Genomic DNA, 20,688 nt, shown 5'->3' on the forward strand with positions numbered 1-20,688 from the left:
GCTCCGCCTTTGTTGTTGAATCGTCATCCGATTCAGGATTGATCGTTCTCGTCCTCATCCTCGTCATAGTAATCGCTGAGCTCGATCCAGAGCCCCAACCCGACCATCACCATGGAGCCGAACCAGGTACCAGTATTCCCGATCGGGCTGCCCATCACTATCATGGCGAAGGACAAAAACCCCATGCCTGCATAGGCTTGTAATCTGCCGTAGGAGACCTGCATATTCACCTCCTTGTTGAATATGGTTCAATTTTTATATTACTCGTCCGGCGCAAGCTGGATAGGGTCGAATAACATTTCGGTTACATATGCTGGTGAATTGGTCGTTTGTTTGATTATTTTTTAGCCCTGAGTATTATTGGCAGCCGAATAGGTTGAAGGTTGATAATAGATGAGTGATTTATTCTGCGGTGCAACTCATGAGTTGGACGCAATCGGGCTTCGTTGCCCGGAACCCGTTATGATGGTTCGCAAGAAAGTGCGGCTGATGGCGGATGGCGAGACCCTGCTGGTCAGTGCCGACGATCCTTCAACCACCCGCGACATCCCCAGTTTCTGCCGCTTTATGGATCACACCCTGGTCGCCAGCGAGACAGAGCAGGCCCCCTACCGCTATCTGATCCGCAAGGGTCAATAAGCCCACGCACCGGAGCACTCCATGACAACCATTACCCGAATCGGCACCACCCAGCGTTGGTCAGACGTGGTCATCCACAATGGCACCCTCTACGTGGTGGAAGTGCCCGTCAGCGAAGAGGCCGACATCCACCAGCAGACCCGCGAAGTGCTGGCAAGCCTGCAGGGCCTGCTGGAAGCCAACGGCTCCGGCGTCGACAAGATCCTGATGGCCAATATCTATCTCAAAGACATTCAGGACATCGCGACCTTCAACGAGCAGTGGGATGCCTGGATCCCGGCAGGCACCGCCCCCGTGCGCGCCTGCGTACAAGCCCGTCTGGCCCACGAAGGCTACAAGGTGGAAGTGCAGCTGACTGCGGCTGTCTAAACGCAGCGGGATGCCTGGCTCCCCTGATGCCGACACCGCGCCGGTTCGCGCCTGTGTACAAGCCCGTCTGGCCCACGAAGGCTACAAGGTCGAAGTGCAGCTGACAGCGGCGGTCTAAGAGGCGCTTATCCCCCTCATCCCCGCCCCTTCTCCCACGAGGTGAGAAGGGAGCAAACAACAAGGCGCCATTGCTCGCAACGGCGCCAATAGAAAGGCCCCGCCATCACTGGCGGGGCCTTTTCGTTACCGAAACCTGAACGACTTAGGCGGTCGGGGTCAGGGTAATGGTCACGCGACGGTTCTGGGCTTTGCCAGCGGCGGTGCTGTTGGTAGCAACCGGCTGATCCGGGCCCACGCCGGTGGTGGAGATGCGGCTACCTGCTACGCCCTGACCAATCAGCTGGGCGGCAACGGCATCGGCACGATCGCGGGAGAGCTTCATGTTCAGCTCGCGGGAACCTGTGCTGTCGGTGTGACCGACCACGTTCAGGCGGGTCTTGTCGAACTCGGCAACCACCATGGCCACGCCGGAGAGGGTGTTGGCACCGGCCGCTTTCAGCTGGGAGCTGGAGCTGTCGAAGGTGACGTTGTTCGGCATGTTGAGGATCAGCTCATTGCCATTGCGGGTCACGCTGACGCCGGTGCCCTGCAGCTTCTCGCGCAGCTTGGCTTCCTGCACGTCCATGTAGTAGCCGATACCGCCACCCAGCGCCGCGCCAGCAGCAACGCCGGTCAGGATGCCCTTCTTGCGGTCACCCTTGCTGGAAGAGAGCGCACCTACGGCCGCACCGGCAGCGGCGCCAGCCAGCGCGCCCCAGGCACCTTTGGAGGTCTGGGATTCACCTGTGTAGGGGTTGGTGGTACAGCCGCTCAGGGCAACGGTCAGTGCCAGAGCAGGCACCAGGATCTTGGCTCGCATGAAAAAACCTCTGTTAAAACAATCCGGCACCATGCCGGGGGCCGGATTGTAACGCGCTGGCACGCCATTGTCTGACGCAAGCCTGAACAGATGGCGAGAGTGGTGTTTTTTTGGGCAATCGGCGGGTTGTCAGCGCGGTAACTGACACTCGGCGTGGCAAGGACAGCTGACCAGATGATCGTTCACCATCCCCACCGCCTGCATAAAGGCGTAACAGATGGTGCTGCCGACAAAGTTGAAGCCGAGCTTCTTGAGTGCTTTCGACATGGCATCCGACTCCGGTGAGGTCGCAGGAATATCGCCATTGCCCTGCCGCTGGTTGACGATGGGGGCGCCGCCAACAAAGCCCCACAGGTAGTCGGCGAAGTCGATCCCCTGCTCCTGCAACGCCAGATAAGCGCGGGCATTTCTGATGATCGACTGCACCTTGAGCCGGTTGCGGATAATGCCGCTGTCCTGCATCAACCGCTCTACATCCTGCTCGTCGAAGCGGGCAATCTGCACCGGATCAAAGTCCGCATAGGCGCGGTAATAGCTTTCGGTGCGCTTGAGGATGGTGATCCACGACAGCCCCGCCTGCTGGCCGTCGAGGCAGAGCTTGGCAAACAGCTCGCGCGAGTCATAGACCGGCCTGCCCCACTGTTTGTCATGGTATTCAATGTATTCCGGGTCTTTGGTCACCCAGGCGCAGCGCAGTTCCATTTCCTCTCCCTCGTCATTTCAGCGGTTTACCCGACCCTGCCCACTCTACAGGCGGCACTGCTCACATCATATACCGGTCATCCCGCCCGACCAGCCAAGGCGCAGTACCATCCCGCGAATCCGCTGCAATTTCGCCTATTATCCGACCATGCCAGACGGTATACTCCCTCGGTTCACATTCAGCAAATCTTGCTCTGATTTTCACTTCGCGCGAAAAAAATTATGCAAAAATTCGATGTCAAAACCTTTCAGGGCCTGATCCTGCAGCTGCAGGACTATTGGTCCCGCCAGGGCTGTACCATCATTCAGCCGCTGGATATGGAAGTGGGTGCCGGTACTTCCCACCCCATGACCTGTCTGCGTGCCCTGGGCCCGGAGCCCATCGCCTGCGCTTACGTGCAACCGTCCCGCCGTCCGACCGACGGCCGCTACGGTGAAAACCCGAACCGCCTGCAGCACTACTACCAGTTCCAGGTGATCATCAAGCCTTCCCCCGACAACATTCAGGAACTCTATCTGGGCTCCCTGAAAGAGCTGGGCATGGATCCTGAAATCCACGACATCCGCTTCGTGGAAGACAACTGGGAAAACCCGACGCTGGGTGCCTGGGGTCTGGGTTGGGAAGTGTGGCTGAACGGCATGGAAGTGACCCAGTTCACCTACTTCCAGCAAGTTGGCGGCCTCGAGTGCAAGCCGGTCACCGGCGAGATCACCTACGGTCTCGAGCGTCTGGCCATGTACATTCAGGGCGTGGACAGCGTCTACGATCTGGTCTGGTCTGACGGCCCGCTGGGCAAGACCACCTACGGCGACGTGTTCCACCAGAACGAAGTGGAGCAATCCACCTACAACTTCGAACACGCCGATGTGGAGTTCCTGTTCCACTGCTTCGAGCAGTACGAGAAGGAAGCCCAAAATCTGCTGGCACTGGAAAAACCGCTGCCGCTGCCTGCCTACGAGCGCATCCTCAAAGCCGCTCACTCCTTCAACCTGCTGGATGCCCGCAAGGCCATCTCGGTCACCGAGCGTCAGCGCTACATCCTGCGCATTCGCACCCTGACCAAGGCCGTGGCAGAGGCATACTACGCCTCCCGCGAAGCGCTGGGCTTCCCTATGTGTCAGCGCAGTGAGAACAAGCAAGGTTAAGGAACGGACATGGCACAACATACATTTCTGGTAGAGATCGGTACTGCTGAGCTGCCGCCCAAAGCCCTGCGCTCCCTGGCCGAAGCCTTTGCCGACAACTTCAAAGCCGAACTGACCAAGGCCGATCTGGCCTTTGGCGACGTCGAGTGGTTTGCCTCACCGCGCCGTCTGGCGCTGAAGGTAAGCGAGCTGGCCGGCGAACAGCCGAGCAAGAGCGTCGAGAAGCGCGGCCCGGCCGTAGCGCAGGCGTTCGATGCCGAAGGCAAGCCGACCAAGGCTGCCGAAGGCTGGGCCCGTGGCAACGGCATCACCGTTGAGCAGGCCGAGCGTCTGGTCACTGACAAGGGCGAGTGGCTGGTTCACACCGCCAAGGTTGAAGGCCGTCCGGCCAAAGAATTGCTGGGCGAACTGGTCGCCTCCGCACTGGCCAAACTGCCGATCCCGAAAATGATGCGCTGGGGCGACAAGACCATCCAGTTCGTGCGTCCGGTCTTCACCGTGACCCTGCTGCTGGATGGCGAGCTGGTTCCCGCCCACATTCTGGGTATCGACTCTGCCCGCACCATCCGCGGCCACCGCTTTATGGGCGAGAGCGAATTCACCATCGACAACGCCAGCCAGTACCCGCAGATCCTGCAGGAGCGCGGCATGGTGATTGCCGACTTCATGGCGCGCAAGGCCAAGATCAAGGCTGACGTCGAAGCGGCCGCTGCCGCCTTCGGTGGCGTGGCCGATCTGGACGACGCCCTGCTGGAAGAAGTGACCGCACTGGTCGAGTGGCCTGTGGTGCTGACCGCCAACTTCGAAGAGAAGTTCCTGGCCGTTCCGGCTGAAGCGCTGGTGCACACCATGAAGGGTGACCAGAAGTACTTCCCGGTCTACGACAAGAACGGCAAGCTGCTGCCGAAGTTCATCTTCGTCACCAACATCGAGTCCAAAGACCCGAGCCAGATCATCAGCGGCAACGAGAAGGTGGTTCGCCCCCGTCTCTCTGACGCCGAGTTCTTCTTCAAGACCGACCTCAAGCAGACCCTGGCCTCCCGCCTGCCGCGCCTTGAAACCGTGCTGTTCCAGCAACAGCTGGGCACCGTCAAGGCCAAGGTCGAGCGTATCGAGACCGTCGCCGGCTTTATCGCCGAGCGCATCGGCGCCGACGTGGCTCAGGCCAAGCGTGCCGGTCTGCTCTCCAAGTGTGACCTGATGACCAACATGGTCGGCGAGTTCACCGACACCCAGGGTGTCATGGGGATGCACTACGCCCGTCACGATGGCGAAGACGAAGCGGTGGCCGTGGCCCTCAACGAGCAGTACATGCCGCGCTTTGCCGGTGATGCCCTGCCGTCCGGTCTGGTTGCCTGCGCCGTCGCGCTGGCCGACAAGTTCGACACTCTGGCCGGTATCTTCGGCATCGGCATGCTGCCGAAGGGTGACAAGGACCCGTTCGCCCTGCGTCGCGCCGCCATCGGTGCCCTGCGCATCATGACCGAGAAGCAGCTGGATCTGGATCTGGTTGAACTGGTTGAAGAAGCGGTACGCGTCTACGGCGACAAGCTGACCAACAAAACCGTCGTCACCGACGTGGTCGACTTTATGCTGGGCCGCTTCCGCGCCGCCTATCAGGACGAAGGCATCGGTGCCGACGTGGTGCTGGCCGTACTGGCCCGCCGCCCGACCCGTCCGCTCGACTTCGATCGTCGCGTCAAGGCCGTCAGCCACTTCCGCACGCTGGATGCCGCCCTGGCACTGGCTGCCGCCAACAAGCGCGTGAGCAATATTCTGGCCAAGGTCGAAGGCGAATTGCCGACTGCCGTCAAACCGGAACTGCTGGTCGATGCCGCCGAGAAGGCGCTAGCCACCCAGGTTGCCGAACTGCAAGCCGAACTGGCCCCGCTGTTCGCCGCCGGTGACTATCAGGCTGCCCTCACCCGTCTGGCCGCCCTGCGCGAGCCGGTCGATACCTTCTTCAACGAAGTCATGGTGATGGCCGACGACGAGGCCCTCAAGGCCAACCGTCTGGCACTGCTGAACAACCTGCGCAACCTGTTCCTGCAAGTGGCGGATATCTCGCTGCTGCAGTGATTAGAGTTTGCTAACCAGATCAAAAAACGGCGTCGTAAGGCGCCGTTTTTATATAGCAAGATACAAAAACATATTACGATATAAGCGTTATTTGAAATAACTAGGTTAATCACCCCATGGATGGAACACTATGAATAAAATATTAATTACCACCACTTTATTTTTAATCAACTCTTCATTTGCAGCTGATGACGCCACAATATCCCGTTTAGTAAGAGACTACAGTGAGACTGTCGCTTGCCAAGTAGGTGGCGAAGGGGAGCCTGGTGAGTTAAAACAATATAGTGCGGTAAGATTATCAGAAGGTTACTCTGTAGAAGATGATGTAGGCTCGAAATGGTTAGTTTATTGGGCTGGTGATATGGGATGTAATGGTGGGAATGGAACTCGGCTACCACAACTAACCGTGGTTGCAATTAATGGCTTTAGGAACACACCTGTTGTTGACACTAGTTATAAATTACCTTATACCAATCTCGTGCAGGTAACAGAAATGAAAAATGACCAAGGCATGGTAACCATTTCTGGTCTTGCTTATGGTGATAATGATACCCAACACCATCCACGAGAAAAAGTTACATATAAGTTTAAATTTGATGAGCAAAACAATAAGTTTATTCCACAGTAAATATTAAAATTAGTTTTTATACAGATTGCACAGTTTGTACAGTTTGTACAGATCTAGTTATCACCTGCCCCCTGCCTCAAATCGGTATCTTTTTACACTATATCGATCGACGAAAATGGGGGCTCTTGCCTCATCCAAACCGTAGGTTCGATTAACCGTCAGGCGTAATCGGACTTTCGCGTAAATGGAGTCGCCCGCCATAACGGCCAGCCGCACTTCCCCCTCCAGCTGGCTGATCCTGTTTCACGGCAACAACCGTAATCAAAGCCTCTCGATCGTCCGATTACGCTGCGCTAATCGAACCTACAGGGGGGTGCTCAGCTGTTATCATTTGAGACAGTCCCCAGCGCCGCCACGCCCCGAGAGGAGAGTCATGGATATACCTGCCGCCCCGTCCCCCGCCATCTGCCAGCTGTGTCAGGAGAAAGCAGATCTCGACTTCGACTTCACCATGGCCTTTCAGCCCATCGTCGATTGCAGCAAGCGCACCATCTTCGGCTACGAGGCGCTGGTACGGGGGCTCAACAACGAGCCGGCGCAGAGCGTGATTGCCCGGGTCAACGACGACAACCGCTACCGCTTCGATCAGCTGTGCCGGATCAAGGCCATCGCGCTGGCGGCACGGCTCGGGATGAAGGGGATGCTGAGCATCAACTTTCTGCCCAATGCGGTCTACCGCCCGGAGCGCTGCATCCGCACCACCCTGCAGGCGGCCCGCGAGCACCACTTCCCCATCGAGCAGATCATGTTCGAGCTGACCGAGGTGGAGCAGGTGCAGGATAGCCTGCATCTTCGCGGTATCGTCGATCACTATCAGGCGCTTGGCTTCAAGACGGCGATCGATGACTTTGGCGCCGGTTACTCGGGCCTCAACCTGCTGGCCGATTTTCACCCCAACATCGTCAAGCTCGATATGCACCTGCTGCGCGGCATCGACCATGACCCGACCCGGCAAGCCATAGTGCGCCACTGTCTGGCCCTGTTTGCCGAGTTGCAGATCACCCCGCTGGCGGAGGGGGTCGAGACCCGCGAAGAGATGGCCTGTCTGCGGGAGATGGGCATCAGTCTGATGCAGGGCTACCTGTTCGCCCGCCCCGGCTTCGAAACCCTGCCCGAGGTGGATTTCGCCAGCTTATAAGCCAGTCGGTCTGCACTGCCTCCCCCTCAGCCCACTCCCACCCGAATATGAAAACGGACACCCGAGGGTGTCCATGTGCATACCCTATGACCTTGCGCCATGGTCACACAGTCACCCTCCCCGGTTAATGGGTCAGCTGTGGCAACAGTTGCAGCAGGTGAGCCCGTATCGCCAGCGGCGTCTGGCTAACCCAGATCTCCAGCAGGCCATACGCGAGCAACGGCAGCACCAGCAGCAACAGGCAGAGCAGCCCCAGCAAACGGCTTGGTGCAAGCCGCTTCACCTTGCTGCCAAGGTGCAGGGCCTCGACCCGCTTGGGGCAGGCGGCCACGCAGCTCAGGCAGCCGGTGCACTCCAGGCTGCGTACCGCAATAAGCTGGTGCACCGCAATGCGCGATGGACAGGCCCGGCTGCACTTGTCACAGTCATGACCCTGGCTTCGCAGGCAGCGGGCCGGGTCACGGCGAATGCGCAGCGGCGTCAGTAGCCCCAGCAGGGCGAGCCAAGCGCCATAGGGGCAGAGGTAGCGGCAGAATCCCTGACGAAAGGTCGCGGTAAGCAGCAACACCCAGCCGAGGCACAGACCCGAGATCAGGGTCAGGTTGAAGAAGAAGGCCCCCATCTTCATATCCGCCGCCTGATGGTAGGGGCTGGTGAAGTAGCCGGGCAGGGCAGCAGCCGGCACCGCCAGCAGGATGATGAAGAGCAGAAAGCCGAGCACCAGAAATTTCTGGGTACGCAGGGCAAGATCCAGCCAGCGCGGCGGGCTCCACTCCCCCGGCAGCAACCGGTGGCGCAGGCCATGTAGCCATTCCCCCACCAGCCCGAGCGGACAGAACCAGGCACAGAACGCCCGCCCCAGCAGCAGGGCCGACAGGGAGAGTACCAGTACGGTGACGGTGGCCGCCGGATGGTGGGGATCCACCAACCCCTGCGCGAACCAGGCCCGCAGCCCGAGGCCACCGGCGATGGGCAGGAAGGCATCCACCACGTCCGGGCGCACCAGCCAGGGGCTCATCCCCTGTCCCAACTGCCAGATATGCAGGCTGTATTGCACTGTGACCAGCCCCCAGCAGAGCAGCAGCAGATGGCGAGTGCCTGCCCGCAACTGCTGACTGTCGATCGCCCCGAACACGGGCAGCGGCCGCCTCTGATGCCGGAGGGCAAGCACGGCGGTGACCGTCCCCAGTGCGAGCCAGAGCAGGCTGTCGGCCGCCAGCAACCAGACCAGCCCCAGCAGGCCGAGCGCAAGACGCCCCGGCCAGCCGGTGCGCACCTGCCACGCCAACAACACCAGATAAACCATACCGGCCACCATGGTTATCGCTTCAATCACGCTCATGCATCCCCCACTGCCTACATCCGGATCCGGCAGCAAGGATAACTAACATTTGAGTTGATTATTTTGATCTGCATGGGCCGAGGGAGGAGTTATGGCCAATGCCTCCCTCGCAGGCTCTCCCCTCTTTCAACGACACGCTGCCTCATCAGCCAGGCACTAGCCGCGGGCACGGTGGAGGTGGTAGTCAACGTGATAGTCGTTGGCATTACGGAACATGATGGAGTAGTTGAGGAACTCTCCGCTCTCGCTGTATGAGAGTGAGGTGAGCCGCAGGATAGGGGCCCCCTGCTCGATATGGAGCAGCTCGGCAGTAGCCCGATCCGCCAGCACGGCACTGAAGCACTCATAGTTGCCCGCAATCGCGATGCCGCACTCCCGTTCGATGTAGTCGAATTTGGACCCTTCCAGATGGGCGACCGACAGATTGCGAAACAGTCTGACCGGCATATAGCTCTCTTCCAGCAGCAGAGCCCGACCATCCACCGAGCGGATCCGGCTTGAGTAATAGACGGGTTCATTCACCTTAACCCTCAGCTGACTGGCGATGGCCGGTGGCGCGGGCATGGTGCGAAATTCCAACACCTGGCTGGTCAAAGTGCGCCCCTGCTCGCGCATCAGTTCGGTAAACCCGCTCAGACCTTTGGTCTCATGCTGAACATCCTTTTTCGTCACATAGGTGCCGCTGCCGTGGCGCCGCTCGACCAATCCCCACTCGATCAACATATCTACCGCTCTGCGGATGGTCATGCGGGAGACGCCATACTGTTCTGCCAGCGCTTTTTCGCCCGGCAACACATCTCCCACCCGACACTCGGCACCGTTTACCCTGATCCTGAGTCGATCAGCCACCGATTTATAGATCACTGCTAGACATCTCCTGTGGTCACAACGCCAACCATCTTATTCTTAAGCAAGTGGATAAATTGCATAAAAACAATAACTTAAATTCAAACTAAAGCTGCAAGAACATCACAAAACCAAGAGGTACAACAATATCGCAAAAGTTAGACATCTTTGTCTAAATAACTGCATGCGTCAGATCACATTATTCCAAGATATTTCATGAGGTCTCTTTTTATCGTTGCTAATTTGCATCTGGCAACACCGGCAAGGATTCGATTAGCTATTTCAACCAAGGGACAATATATGCTCAGTCAAATTCAACGTTTTGGCGGAGCAATGTTCACTCCTGTACTGCTTTTTCCTTTTGCAGGTATGGTAGTAGGCATTGCAATTATGCTGAAAAACCCGATGTTTGTCGGTGAATCACTGGCAAACCCACAAGGATTATTCTTCCAGATCATCCATATTATTGAAGAAGGTGGCTGGACAGTATTCAGGAATATGCCGCTTATATTTGCGATTGGCCTGCCAATCGGTCTGGCAAATAAGGCGCAAGCCAGAGCCTGTCTGGCTGTATTGGTCAGCTTCATGACCTGGAACTATTTTATCAACGCCATGGGCATGACCTGGGGCAGTTATTTCGGGGTCGACTTCAGTCAGGATGTGGGGGGGGAAAGTGGCCTCGCCATGGTAGCGGGGATCAAGACCCTGGATACCAGCATCATAGGGGCCATCGTCATCTCCGGCATCGTGACGGCACTGCACAACCGTCTGTTTGATCGCCAACTGCCGGTCTTTCTCGGCATCTTTCAGGGCAGCTCCTTTGTCACCATTGTCGCCTTCTTCGTGATGATCCCCTGCGCCTGGCTGACCCTGCTTGGCTGGCCAAAAGTACAGATGGGCATCGCCTCCCTGCAGAATTTCATGCTGGTCTCGGGTCCGGTCGGGGTGTGGGTATATACCTTCCTCGAGCGGATTTTGATCCCGACCGGCCTGCATCACTTTATCTACGGCCCCTTCATCTTCGGTCCAGCGGCAGTAGAGGGGGGCATTCAGCTCTATTGGGCACAGCACATGCTGGAGTTCAGCCAGAGCACTCGCCCGCTGATTGAACAGTTCCCTCAGGGTGGCTTTGCCCTGCACGGCAACTCGAAGATTTTCGGTGCCATGGGGATTGCTCTGGCCATCTATGCCACGGCAGCCAAAGAGAACAAGGCCAAGGTAGCAGGCCTGCTGATCCCGGCCACCCTGACCGCCATTCTGGTCGGTATCACCGAGCCGCTGGAGTTCACCTTCCTCTTCATCTCGCCGCTGCTGTTTGCCATCCACGCCCTGCTGGCAGCCACCATGTCGACTGTGATGTACCTGTTTGGTGTGGTCGGCAACATGGGTGGAGGTCTGCTCGACCAGTTCCTGCCGCAGAACTGGATACCTATGTTCCACAACCATGCGGGAATGATGTTCACCCAGATCGCTATCGGGTTGGTCTTTACCGGAATCTGGTTCCTGATATTCCGCGCGCTGATTATCAGACTCAATCTTAAAACACCGGGCCGGGAAGACAGTGAAATAAAGCTTTATTCCAAGTCAGATTATCAGGCAGCCAAAAACCAGCGTGGCAGTGATAGTGCAACACAAATTATCGAAGCGCTTGGTGGAGTCAAAAATATACGCAGTCTGAATAATTGTGCCACCCGCTTAAGAATATCGCTGGTTAACAGAAAACTAGCCGCTGCAGATGAGGAGTTTATTAAATTAGGGGCCCATGGTGTCGTCCGCCATGGCGATAGTATCCAGGTAATTATCGGTCTGCATGTACCTCAGGTACGTGAAAATATGGAATCGATTATGAACAACAGTCATCAACAATCGTCTTTAGTAATGGAGTCATGATCATGAAAAAATTCTCTGTAGTCATTGCCGGTGGTGGCAGCACTTTTACTCCTGGTATCGTTCTGATGTTGCTGGAAAATCAACATCGCTTCCCGCTCAAGGAGATCAAATTCTACGACAACGATGGTGCCCGTCAGGAGATCATCGCCGAAGCCTGCAAAATCCTGCTGAAAGAGAAGGCTCCCGAGATCGCCTTCAGCTATGGCACCGACCCCAAAGCAGCGTTTAGCGATGTAGATTTCGTCATGGCCCATATCCGGGTTGGCAAATATCCGATGCGCGAGCTGGACGAGAAGATCCCGCTGCGTCATGGCGTGGTCGGTCAGGAGACCTGCGGCCCGGGTGGTATCGCCTATGGCATGCGCTCCATCGGCGGAGTGCTGGAGCTGGTCGACTATATGGAGCAGTACTCACCCAATGCCTGGATGCTCAACTACTCCAACCCGGCCGCCATTGTGGCCGAAGCGACCCGTCGCCTGCGTCCCAACGCCAAAATCCTCAACATCTGCGACATGCCGATCGGGATCGAGGGGCGCATGGCCCAGATTGCCGGTCTCAAATCCCGCAAAGAGATGCGGGTACGCTACTACGGCCTCAACCACTTTGGCTGGTGGACCCGCATCGAGGATCTGGAAGGCAACGACCTGATGCCGAAGATCAAGGAGCACGTCGCCCGCCACGGCTATGTGCCCAATAGCGCCAGCCATGCCGAAGCAAGCTGGAACGATACCTTCGCCAAGGCAAAGGATGTATGGGCGCTCGACCCGGATACCCTGCCCAACACCTATCTGAAGTACTACCTCTACCCGGACTATGTGGTGGCCCACTCCAACCCGGAACACACCCGCGCCAACGAGGTGATGGAGCACCGCGAGAAGCAGGTCTTCACCGCCTGTACCGACATCGTCAAGGCAGGCAATTCAGCAGCGGGCGAGCTGGAGATCGATGAACACGCCTCCTATATCGTTGACCTGGCAACCGCCATTGCCTTCAACACCCAGGAGCGGATGTTGCTGATCGTTCCCAATCGCGGCGCCATCCCCAACTTTGACCCGGAAGCCATGGTCGAGATCCCCTGCCTGGTCGGCAGCAGCGGACCTGAGCCGCTGCAGGTGGGCAGCATCCCGCTGTTCCAGCAGGGCATGATGGGCCAGCAGGTCGCGGTCGAGAAACTGGTGGTCGAAGCCTGGGTTGAGCACTCTTACCAAAAACTGTGGCAAGCCATCACCCTCTCCAAGACAGTGCCCAGTGCATCGGTGGCCAAGTCCATTCTCGATGACTTGATAGAGGCCAACAAAGCCTACTGGCCGGAACTGAAATAAACCGCCCATAAACAAAAACCCCCTCGTGACAGAGGGGGTTTTTCGTGTTGGCAACGGGTGCGGATTAACGCAGCGGTTTGACCGAGCGACGGACGATCAGCTCGGGCTGTACCGTCATCGATTCCACTTCCAGCTCCTTGTTGCGGATCCGGCTGACCAGATGCTTCACCGCCAGCTGGCCCAGTTCGGCCTTCGGGTGACGGATGGTGGTCAGCGGCGGGCTGGAGAAGCGCGCCATCTCCACATCGTCGTAGCCGATGATGGAGATATCGTCCGGCACCTTGACTCCCGCTTCCCAGGCAGCGCAAATCGCGCCGATCGCCATGGGATCGTCGAAGGCAAAGACCGCAGTCGGACGAGGCTGCAGGGCCAAGATGCGCTGCATGGCATCGAAGCCGCTCTGGCTCTCGTAGTCCCCTTCAAAGACCTGTTCATCTTTGAGGGTCAGACCGTGTTCGCCCAGCGCATCACGTACCCCATCCAGTCGCTGCTGGGTGGTCGGCTTGGAGAGCTGGCCAGTGATGCAGACGATGTCGCGGTGCCCCAGCTCCAGCAGATGGCGTACGGCCATGCGGGCGCCGATGCGGGCGTTGTCGTTGATGACGTTGGCGAAATCGCACTCCGTCCCCCAATCCAGTACCACCTGCGGCACGTTCTTGTGGATGCGCAGCATGTCGCGCAACGGAGTGTCGATATCGGTCCCCAATACCAGCAGACCATCCACCCGTTTTTCCATCAGCATTCTCAGGTAATGCTGTTGGCGAGGCGGCTGGTTTTCGGTGTTGCAGAGGATCAGGCTGTAGCCCTGTTCGAAGCAGTACGCTTCAACCCCTTGCACCACTTCCGCGAAGAAGGGGTTTACGCTGGTGGTCACCAGCATGCCAATGGTCTTGGTCGAATTTATCTTAAGACTGCGCGCTACCGAGTTGGGCGCGTAGTTGAGTTCTGCCACCGCCTCAATCACTTTCTGGGTCGCGTCTTCGCTGACCCGCCGAGTGTGGTTGAGCACATGTGAGACGGTGGAGATGGATACGCCTGCGCGCGAGGCGACATCCTTGATAGTGGCCATCTCTGTCTCCTGACTGTCAAAGGCGGAACATTAGCAGATTTCCCGAATAAAGGCTTGGTTTTAACGGGCTCTGCCACGGAATTGTCAATGCCGGCTAATTTAGGCGCTCATTTCTGTTTGCGCAAACGATTAATGGTCAAAATGGGAGCACCATCAGAGTAAAATATCACCAGACTAATCCTCTGTGCTTCATCATAAGCACCTCTGGTTACCAAGATGTTAAGGCTAAGAATCGATACTAAATTCCAATTAAACACAAATGACAGGTCATTTATTTCAAAATAAGCCCACCCCACCCCCTATGGTTAGTATCTTTAACAGCTTGTTATTGCCCCGTGAGGAATGATAGAACCATACCTATAGCCGGATGCACGGGATGTCGATCCGGAATGGCACTCGTAAATGAAACAATCCACTGATTAAGGGACGAATCAATGCATAAGTTGAGCAAAATTACAGTAAGCGCAGCGGTTTCTTTGGCTCTGTTTGGATCGATCTCCATCGCACACGCGGCAGACACCATCAAGATAGGTATCGCAGGCCCGCTCACCGGCCCGGTTGCCCAGTACGGGGACATGCAGTTCACCGGCGGCAAGATGGCGGTCGAGCAGATCAACAAGGCTGGCGGCATCAATGGCAAGCAGATCGAAGCCGTCATCTATGACGATGCCTGTGATCCCAAGCAGGCGGTAGCCATCGCCAACAAGGTGGTAAATGATGGCGTCAAGTTCGTGGTCGGTCACCTCTGCTCCGACAACACCCTGCCCGCCTCCGACATCTATGAAGACGAGGGGATCCTGATGGTTACCCCCGCCTCCACCAACCCCAAGATCACCGAACGCGGTTACCAGCTGACCCTGCGCACCATCGGTCTGGATAGCGATCAGGGCCCGACTGCCGCCAAGTACATCATCGAGCAGGTCAAACCCCAGCGCGTCGCCGTTATCCACGACAAGAAGCAGTACGGTGAAGGGATCGCCTCCAGCGTCAAAGCCGCACTCGACAAGGCTGGCGTGAAGGTGGTGGCCTATGAAGGGATCACCGCCGGTGACAAGGACTTCTCCGCCCTGATCGCCAAGCTGCAGAAAGAGAACGTCGATTTCGTCTACTACGGCGGCTATCACCCTGAGCTGGGCCTGATCCTGCGTCAGGCTGGCGAGAAGGGGCTGAAAGCCAAGTTCATGGGCCCGGAAGGGGTGGGTAACAAGGATATCTCCGCCATCGGCGGCCCGGCTTCCGAAGGCCTGCTGGTGACCCTGCCGAACAAATACGATCTGGTACCTGCCAACGCCCCGCTGGTCGCAGCGTTCAAGGCCAAGGGTCAGGACTCCTCCGGCCCGTTCGTCTGGACCACCTATGCCGCGGTGCAGAGCCTGGCTGCCGGTATCGCCAAGGCGGGTGAAGATGACCCGGCCGCCGTTGCCGCCGCCATCAAGGCCGCACCGATCGATACCGTGATGGGCCCCCTGACCTGGGCACCTAACGGTGACCTGAAAGGCTTCGAATTTGGTGTGTTCCAGTGGCACGCTGACGGTACTTCCAGCCAAGTCAAATAATCTGCCGATCGGGGGTGAGTACGCTCACCCCCTCCTCTCTTTGCGGGCAAGTACAGGGAACGCAGTATGTCCGAACACCTCCTTTATCTCGTTCAGCAACTGCTGAACGGATTAACCATAGGCAGCACCTATGCGTTGATCGCCATTGGCTACACCATGGTCTATGGCATCATCGGCATGATCAACTTCGCCCACGGCGAGGTGTACATGATCGGCTCCTATGTCGCTTTTATGGTGATGGCGGGGCTCATGATGATGGGCATCGACAGCACCTTTCTACTGCTGGGGGGCGCCTTCCTGGTCAGTATTATCATCACCGGCACCTATGGCTGGAGCATCGAGCGGGTCGCCTACCGGCCACTGCGCGGTGGCAACCGGCTGATCCCTCTCATCTCCGCCATCGGCATGTCGATCTTCTTGCAGAACATGATGCGGATGGCTCAGGGCTCGCGGGATATCGCCATGCCCAGCCTGATCTCCGGTGGCTGGACCCTGGGGGGGGAGGATGGTTTTCAGGCCAGCCTCTCTTATATGCAGCTGATCATTTTCGTGGTGACTTTCATCACCATGCTGGCGCTGACCCAGTTCATCGGCCGCTCCCGCATGGGCCGCGCCTGCCGCGCCTGTTCGGAAGATATCAAGATGGCCAACCTGCTGGGCATCGACACCCACGTGGTCATCTCCATCACCTTCGTGCTGGGGGCCGCGCTGGCCGCCGTCGCCGGGGTGCTGCTCGGCATGTATTACGGCGTCATCAACCCCTACCTCGGCTTTATGGCCGGTCTGAAGGCCTTCACTGCCGCAGTGCTGGGCGGTATCGGCAGCATTCCGGGCGCCGTACTGGGCGGCCTGCTGCTCGGCGTGGTTGAAGCGCTCACCGCCGGTTATCTCAGCACCGAGTACAAAGATGTGATGGCGTTTGCCCTGCTCATTTTTGTGCTGCTCTTTATGCCGACTGGCATCCTGGGTCGTCCGGAAGTGGAGAAAGTGTGATGAAACATCAATTTATCCACGCCTGTATCGCCAGCCTGGTGTTGCTGGTGCTATCTTTCTGGCTGCTCGGCTTCAAGCTGGAGACCGATGGCGCCAGCCTGCAGGTAGTGAGCCGCCTCGATGTGTCGCTGGCCTGGCTACTGGGGGGCGCCACCCTCGTTTTCTGGTTCCAGATGCTGCGCGGCCAGATCGCCAAGCTGTTTCAGGCCTCCATCAGCGGCTTCTCGGTCGGCTTTACCAAGCTGGTGCTGCCGAGCCCGGAAGAGGCGCCCAAGCTCTATAACCTCACCGCCGTGCTGGTGCTGCTGTTCGCGGTGAGCTGGCCCTTTATGGCCTCTCGCGGCGCCATCGATCTCGCCACCCTCACCCTGATTTACATCATGCTGGGGCTGGGGCTGAACGTGGTAGTCGGCCTCGCCGGCCTGCTCGATCTCGGCTATGTCGGCTTCTATGCGGTCGGCGCCTACAGCTATGCTCTGCTCAACACCTACTTCGGGCTGAGCTTCTGGGAGTGCCTGCCCATCGCCGGGCTGATGGCCGCTACCTTCGGCTTCCTGCTCGGTTTCCCGGTGCTACGGCTGCGGGGGGACTATCTGGCCATCGTCACCCTGGGTTTTGGCGAGATCATCCGCATCCTGCTCAACAACATGACCACCCTGACCGGCGGCCCGAACGGGATCTCCGGCATCCCCAAGCCGACGCTGGGGGGGTTGGAGTTCAACCGCACCGTCAAGGATGGGGGCTTTGATACCTTCCACAACTTCTTCGGCATTACCTACAACGCCAACCACAAGGTGATCTTCCTCTACCTGATGGCGCTGGTGCTGGTGGTGGTGACCCTGTTCGTCATCAACCGCCTGCTGCGCATGCCGCTGGGCCGCGCCTGGGAAGCGCTGCGGGAAGACGAGATCGCCTGCAAATCGCTGGGGCTCAACCCTACCATCATCAAGCTGACCGCCTTCACCATAGGCGCTACCTTCGCGGGCTTCGCGGGGAGTTTCTTTGCCTCGCGGCAGGGCTTTATCAGCCCGGAATCCTTCGTCTTTATCGAGTCGGCCATCGTGCTTGCCATCGTAGTGCTGGGTGGCATGGGCTCGCAGATCGGGGTGGTGCTGGCTGCCATCGTGATGACGGTACTGCCGGAGCTGGCCCGCGAATTCAACGAGTACCGCATGCTGATGTTCGGCCTCTTGATGGTGTTCATGATGATCTGGCGGCCACAGGGATTGCTGCCAATGACCCGTCCGCATCTGGAGTTGAAGAAATGAGTACACATCAGAAGTTATTGGAAGTTTCTGATCTATCGATGCGCTTCGGGGGCCTGCTGGCCGTCAACGGGGTCAAGCTGGATATCGACAAGGGTGAGGTGATCTCCATCATCGGCCCCAACGGCGCGGGCAAGACCACCATCTTCAACTGCCTGACCGGTTTCTACTGTCCGAGCGGCGGCACCATCCGTTACAAGGGTGAGGAAATCCAGGGGCTGCCCGGCCACCTCATCGCACGCAAGGGGATTGTGCGTACCTTCCAGCACGTGCGGCTGTTCAAGGAGATGACGGCGGTGGAGAACCTGCTGGTTGCCCAGCACCAGCACCTCAACACCAGCTTTATCGCCGGCCTGTTCAAGACCCCGGCCTTCCGCCGTGCCGAGCAGGAGGGGCTGGAGCGGGCCGCCTTCTGGCTGGATAAAGTGGGCCTCAAGGATCTTGCCAACCGCGCCGCCGGTAATCTGGCCTACGGTCAGCAGCGCCGCCTCGAGATCGCCCGCTGCATGGCGACCCGTCCCGAGCTGCTGATGCTGGACGAACCGGCCGCCGGTCTCAACCCGAAGGAGACCGACGAGCTGGACGAGCTCATCATGAGCCTGCGAGACGAATTCGGGGTCTCGGTGCTGCTGATCGAACACGATATGAAGCTGGTGATGGGTATCTCCAACCGCATCTTCGTAGTCAGTCAGGGCACCCCGCTGGCCCACGGCAAGCCGGACGAAATCCGCAACAATCCGGCAGTGATCAAGGCCTATCTGGGCGAGTCGTAAGGACAAAAAGATGTTAGAACTTCGCAACGTATCGACCCACTACGGCAAAATTCAGGCGCTGCACGATATCAGCGTCGAGGTGAAAGAGGGTGAAATCGTCACCCTGATCGGCGCCAACGGCGCGGGCAAGACCACCCTGCTGATGACCCTCTGCGGTGAACCCAAGCCCAGCAGCGGCTCCATCTGGTTTGAGGGGGAACAGATCAGCTCCCTCACCACCGCCCGCATTATGCGCAAGGATATCGCCGTGGTGCCGGAGGGGCGCCGCATCTTCGCCCGCCTGACGGTGGAGGAGAACCTGCTGATGGGCGCCTTCTTCGTCGACAAGGCCGAGCAGCATGGCCTGCTGGATCAGGTGTTCACCCTGTTCCCGCGCCTGCACGAACGCTTGCAACAACGGGCGGGCACCATGTCCGGCGGCGAGCAGCAGATGCTGGCCATCGGCCGTGCCCTGATGAGCAAACCACGCCTGCTGCTGCTGGATGAACCCTCGCTGGGGCTGGCCCCCATCGTCATCCAGCAGATCTTCGACACCATTGAGCAGTTGCGCCAGAAGGGGATGACCATCTTTCTGGTGGAGCAGAACGCCAACCAGGCGCTCAAGCTGGCCGACCGCGGTTATGTGCTGGAGAACGGCCACGTGGTGCTGCAAGACACGGGCGCCGCCCTGCTGGCCAACCCGGCAGTGCGGCAGGCCTATCTGGGCGGTTAACCCACTGACCCGCATGCCATATCAACAAGGGAGCCGCTGGCTCCCTTATCTTTTGTGGGGTTAGTTTGCGCCCAAGCTTGCGGTACACTGGCCCGTAATCAACCTATTCGCAGGACATCCCGATGGACCAGTTTGCCCATATCAATGCCCATGATGCCCACCAGAAACTGAGCGCGGGTGAAGCCCGTCTGGTGGATATTCGCGACCCGCAATCCTTTGAAGCGGCCCACGCGGTCGGCGCCTTCCACCTCACCAATGGCACCCTGGTGCGCTTTATGAATGAAGTGGATTTCGATACCCCGGTCATCGTGATGTGCTATCACGGCAACAGCAGTCAAGGGGCGGCCCAATACCTGCTGCAACAGGGTTATGACGAGGTCTACAGTCTGGATGGCGGCTTCGAGGCGTGGCGCAGGGAGTTTCCCATCGAGGCAGGCGAGGCATGATCCAGCTGCTGGTGCTCGACAACGCCCGCATGGCGCAGGCGCTGGTGGACTATCTGGCGACGCTAGGGATCTCCTGCGAGCTGACCCAGTCCGAGCTGGGGGTCACCATCTGGCTGGCGGACGAGCAACGCCTCGCTCAGGCCCAGCTGGAGGTGAAGCGCTTTCTGGCCGAGCCGGGCCACCCGCGCTATATGGAAGCCTCCTGGCAATCCGGCCGCGCCGATGCTCGCATCGACTACAGCAAGGGGATGACGGACCCCATCACCGATTTCCTCCATCAGGCGGGGCCACTGACGCTGGTGGTTATCATCGCCTGTCTCGCCATCTACGGGATCGAGGCCATCGGCCTGCCCATCTACGATGAACTGGCATTCCACCCGACGCTGGCCCAGTTCACCGACTGGCAGGCATGGCGTTATTTCACCCCCGCCCTGATCCACTTCTCGGTGCTCCATCTGGTGTTCAACTTGCTCTGGTGGTGGTATCTCGGCGGCCAGATCGAACAGCGCCTCGGCAGCGGCAAGCTGCTGATCCTGCTGCTGGTGGGCGCCGCCCTGCCCAATATCGCCGAGTTCTTCGCCAGCGGCCCGCTGTTTGGCGGCCTCTCCGGCGTGGTCTATGCCCTGCTCGGCTACTGCTGGCTGCGCAGCAAGCTGCAACCGGCCTGTGGCCTGACTCTGCCACCGGCGCTGATGGGCTTTATGCTGTTCTGGATGGTGCTCGGCTTCTTCGACATGCTCGGAACCAGCACCGCCAACATCGCCCACCTGACCGGTCTGCTGGCCGGCCTGCTGCAAGGCTGGCTGGATCGCAACCACCAGCCGACCTGATTATTCAGCAGTTGCAGAAACGAG

At 58.6% G+C, this 20,688-nt stretch carries 22 protein-coding genes; 16 read left to right on the forward strand and 6 right to left on the reverse strand.

The window, feature by feature from the left end; translation table 11 throughout:
* Positions 1–32: 32 nt before the first annotated feature.
* A complete protein-coding gene (locus G5287_RS18125) occupies positions 33–224 on the reverse strand; it encodes a hypothetical protein (protein WP_005339471.1) in 192 nt (63 codons plus the stop codon).
* A 169-nt stretch (positions 225–393) separates the two neighbouring features.
* Here G5287_RS18125 and tusA point away from each other — a divergent pair, with 169 nt between their 5' ends.
* Genes tusA through G5287_RS18140 form a run of 3 tightly spaced genes read left to right on the forward strand, consistent with a single transcriptional unit; the run spans position 394 to position 1,126 of the window.
* The gene (gene tusA, locus G5287_RS18130; RefSeq protein ID WP_005339470.1) at positions 394–639 is read left to right on the forward strand and encodes a sulfurtransferase TusA; all 246 of its coding nucleotides are present in this window, start codon (positions 394–396) and stop codon (positions 637–639) included.
* 21 nt (positions 640–660) lie between these two features.
* On the forward strand, positions 661–1,008 hold the full coding sequence (locus G5287_RS18135) for a RidA family protein (protein ID WP_421231675.1): 348 nt from the start codon (positions 661–663) through the stop codon (positions 1,006–1,008).
* A gap of 10 nt (positions 1,009–1,018) precedes the next feature.
* A complete protein-coding gene (locus G5287_RS18140) occupies positions 1,019–1,126 on the forward strand; it encodes an endoribonuclease L-PSP (protein WP_010672406.1) in 108 nt (35 codons plus the stop codon).
* 144 nt (positions 1,127–1,270) lie between these two features.
* On the opposite strand, the gene G5287_RS18145 is transcribed toward G5287_RS18140, so the two are convergent.
* Both G5287_RS18145 and G5287_RS18150 read right to left on the reverse strand, forming a co-directional pair.
* Positions 1,271–1,927 carry an OmpA family lipoprotein gene (locus tag G5287_RS18145; RefSeq protein WP_042054666.1) on the reverse strand — a complete coding sequence of 219 codons (657 nt, stop codon included), beginning with the start codon at positions 1,925–1,927 and terminating at the stop codon, positions 1,271–1,273.
* A 129-nt stretch (positions 1,928–2,056) separates the two neighbouring features.
* Positions 2,057–2,629, reverse strand: coding sequence for a DNA-3-methyladenine glycosylase I (locus G5287_RS18150; RefSeq protein WP_047434822.1), 573 nt, complete (start codon positions 2,627–2,629; stop codon positions 2,057–2,059).
* Between the two features lie 222 nt (positions 2,630–2,851).
* On the opposite strand from G5287_RS18150, the gene glyQ reads away from it, so the two are divergent.
* The 4 genes from glyQ (at position 2,852) to G5287_RS18170 (ending at position 7,620) form a co-directional block, all read left to right on the forward strand.
* Positions 2,852–3,775 (forward strand): glycine--tRNA ligase subunit alpha, encoded by a 924-nt coding sequence (gene glyQ, locus G5287_RS18155; RefSeq protein WP_005339464.1) that lies wholly within the window; start codon positions 2,852–2,854, stop codon positions 3,773–3,775.
* Positions 3,776–3,784: 9 nt separating this feature from the next.
* Positions 3,785–5,854 (forward strand): glycine--tRNA ligase subunit beta, encoded by a 2,070-nt coding sequence (gene glyS / locus G5287_RS18160; RefSeq protein ID WP_005342445.1) that lies wholly within the window; start codon positions 3,785–3,787, stop codon positions 5,852–5,854.
* A 130-nt stretch (positions 5,855–5,984) separates the two neighbouring features.
* Positions 5,985–6,482, forward strand: a complete 498-nt coding sequence (locus G5287_RS18165) for a hypothetical protein (protein WP_129504976.1) — start codon at positions 5,985–5,987, stop codon at positions 6,480–6,482.
* Positions 6,483–6,855: 373 nt separating this feature from the next.
* A complete protein-coding gene (locus G5287_RS18170; RefSeq protein ID WP_421231676.1) occupies positions 6,856–7,620 on the forward strand; it encodes an EAL domain-containing protein in 765 nt (254 codons plus the stop codon).
* Positions 7,621–7,744: 124 nt separating this feature from the next.
* On the opposite strand, the gene G5287_RS18175 is transcribed toward G5287_RS18170, so the two are convergent.
* A complete protein-coding gene (locus tag G5287_RS18175; RefSeq protein ID WP_421231677.1) occupies positions 7,745–8,962 on the reverse strand; it encodes a 4Fe-4S binding protein in 1,218 nt (405 codons plus the stop codon).
* Positions 8,963–9,118: 156 nt separating this feature from the next.
* Positions 9,119–9,826: a GntR family transcriptional regulator gene (locus G5287_RS18180; RefSeq protein ID WP_421231678.1), complete on the reverse strand. Its 708-nt coding sequence runs from the start codon at positions 9,824–9,826 to the stop codon at positions 9,119–9,121.
* A 282-nt stretch (positions 9,827–10,108) separates the two neighbouring features.
* Between G5287_RS18180 and G5287_RS18185 the strand changes: the two genes are divergently transcribed.
* Complete coding sequence (locus G5287_RS18185) at positions 10,109–11,698, forward strand: alpha-glucoside-specific PTS transporter subunit IIBC (protein ID WP_421231688.1); 1,590 nt, start codon at positions 10,109–10,111, stop codon at positions 11,696–11,698.
* A complete protein-coding gene (locus G5287_RS18190; RefSeq protein ID WP_206692012.1) occupies positions 11,695–13,020 on the forward strand; it encodes a 6-phospho-alpha-glucosidase in 1,326 nt (441 codons plus the stop codon). The genes G5287_RS18185 and G5287_RS18190 overlap by 4 nt, the downstream gene beginning before the upstream one ends.
* A gap of 64 nt (positions 13,021–13,084) precedes the next feature.
* Here G5287_RS18190 and G5287_RS18195 read toward each other — a convergent pair whose 3' ends face one another.
* A complete protein-coding gene (locus G5287_RS18195) occupies positions 13,085–14,089 on the reverse strand; it encodes a substrate-binding domain-containing protein (RefSeq protein ID WP_005355925.1) in 1,005 nt (334 codons plus the stop codon).
* Between the two features lie 434 nt (positions 14,090–14,523).
* On the opposite strand from G5287_RS18195, the gene G5287_RS18200 reads away from it, so the two are divergent.
* From G5287_RS18200 to glpG, 7 genes are all read left to right on the forward strand, one after another.
* Positions 14,524–15,645, forward strand: coding sequence for a branched-chain amino acid ABC transporter substrate-binding protein (locus tag G5287_RS18200; RefSeq protein WP_005342436.1), 1,122 nt, complete (start codon positions 14,524–14,526; stop codon positions 15,643–15,645).
* Positions 15,646–15,711: 66 nt separating this feature from the next.
* Complete coding sequence (gene livH, locus G5287_RS18205) at positions 15,712–16,638, forward strand: high-affinity branched-chain amino acid ABC transporter permease LivH (RefSeq protein WP_005339439.1); 927 nt, start codon at positions 15,712–15,714, stop codon at positions 16,636–16,638.
* The gene (locus G5287_RS18210) at positions 16,638–17,906 is read left to right on the forward strand and encodes a high-affinity branched-chain amino acid ABC transporter permease LivM (protein WP_162515240.1); all 1,269 of its coding nucleotides are present in this window, start codon (positions 16,638–16,640) and stop codon (positions 17,904–17,906) included. The genes livH and G5287_RS18210 overlap by 1 nt, the downstream gene beginning before the upstream one ends.
* Complete coding sequence (gene livG, locus G5287_RS18215; RefSeq protein WP_110304531.1) at positions 17,903–18,676, forward strand: high-affinity branched-chain amino acid ABC transporter ATP-binding protein LivG; 774 nt, start codon at positions 17,903–17,905, stop codon at positions 18,674–18,676. The genes G5287_RS18210 and livG overlap by 4 nt, the downstream gene beginning before the upstream one ends.
* Before the next feature lie 10 nt (positions 18,677–18,686).
* Positions 18,687–19,388 (forward strand): ABC transporter ATP-binding protein, encoded by a 702-nt coding sequence (locus tag G5287_RS18220; RefSeq protein WP_236297787.1) that lies wholly within the window; start codon positions 18,687–18,689, stop codon positions 19,386–19,388.
* 122 nt (positions 19,389–19,510) lie between these two features.
* Positions 19,511–19,834: a thiosulfate sulfurtransferase GlpE gene (gene glpE / locus G5287_RS18225; RefSeq protein WP_005355913.1), complete on the forward strand. Its 324-nt coding sequence runs from the start codon at positions 19,511–19,513 to the stop codon at positions 19,832–19,834.
* Positions 19,831–20,664: a rhomboid family intramembrane serine protease GlpG gene (gene glpG, locus G5287_RS18230; RefSeq protein WP_236297786.1), complete on the forward strand. Its 834-nt coding sequence runs from the start codon at positions 19,831–19,833 to the stop codon at positions 20,662–20,664. The genes glpE and glpG overlap by 4 nt, the downstream gene beginning before the upstream one ends.
* The last annotated feature ends 24 nt before the right edge of the window (positions 20,665–20,688 follow it).

Origin of the sequence: Aeromonas sp. 603079 (assembly GCF_049172135.1) — a bacterium.
Taxonomy (GTDB): Bacteria; Pseudomonadota; Gammaproteobacteria; order Enterobacterales; family Aeromonadaceae; genus Aeromonas; species Aeromonas veronii.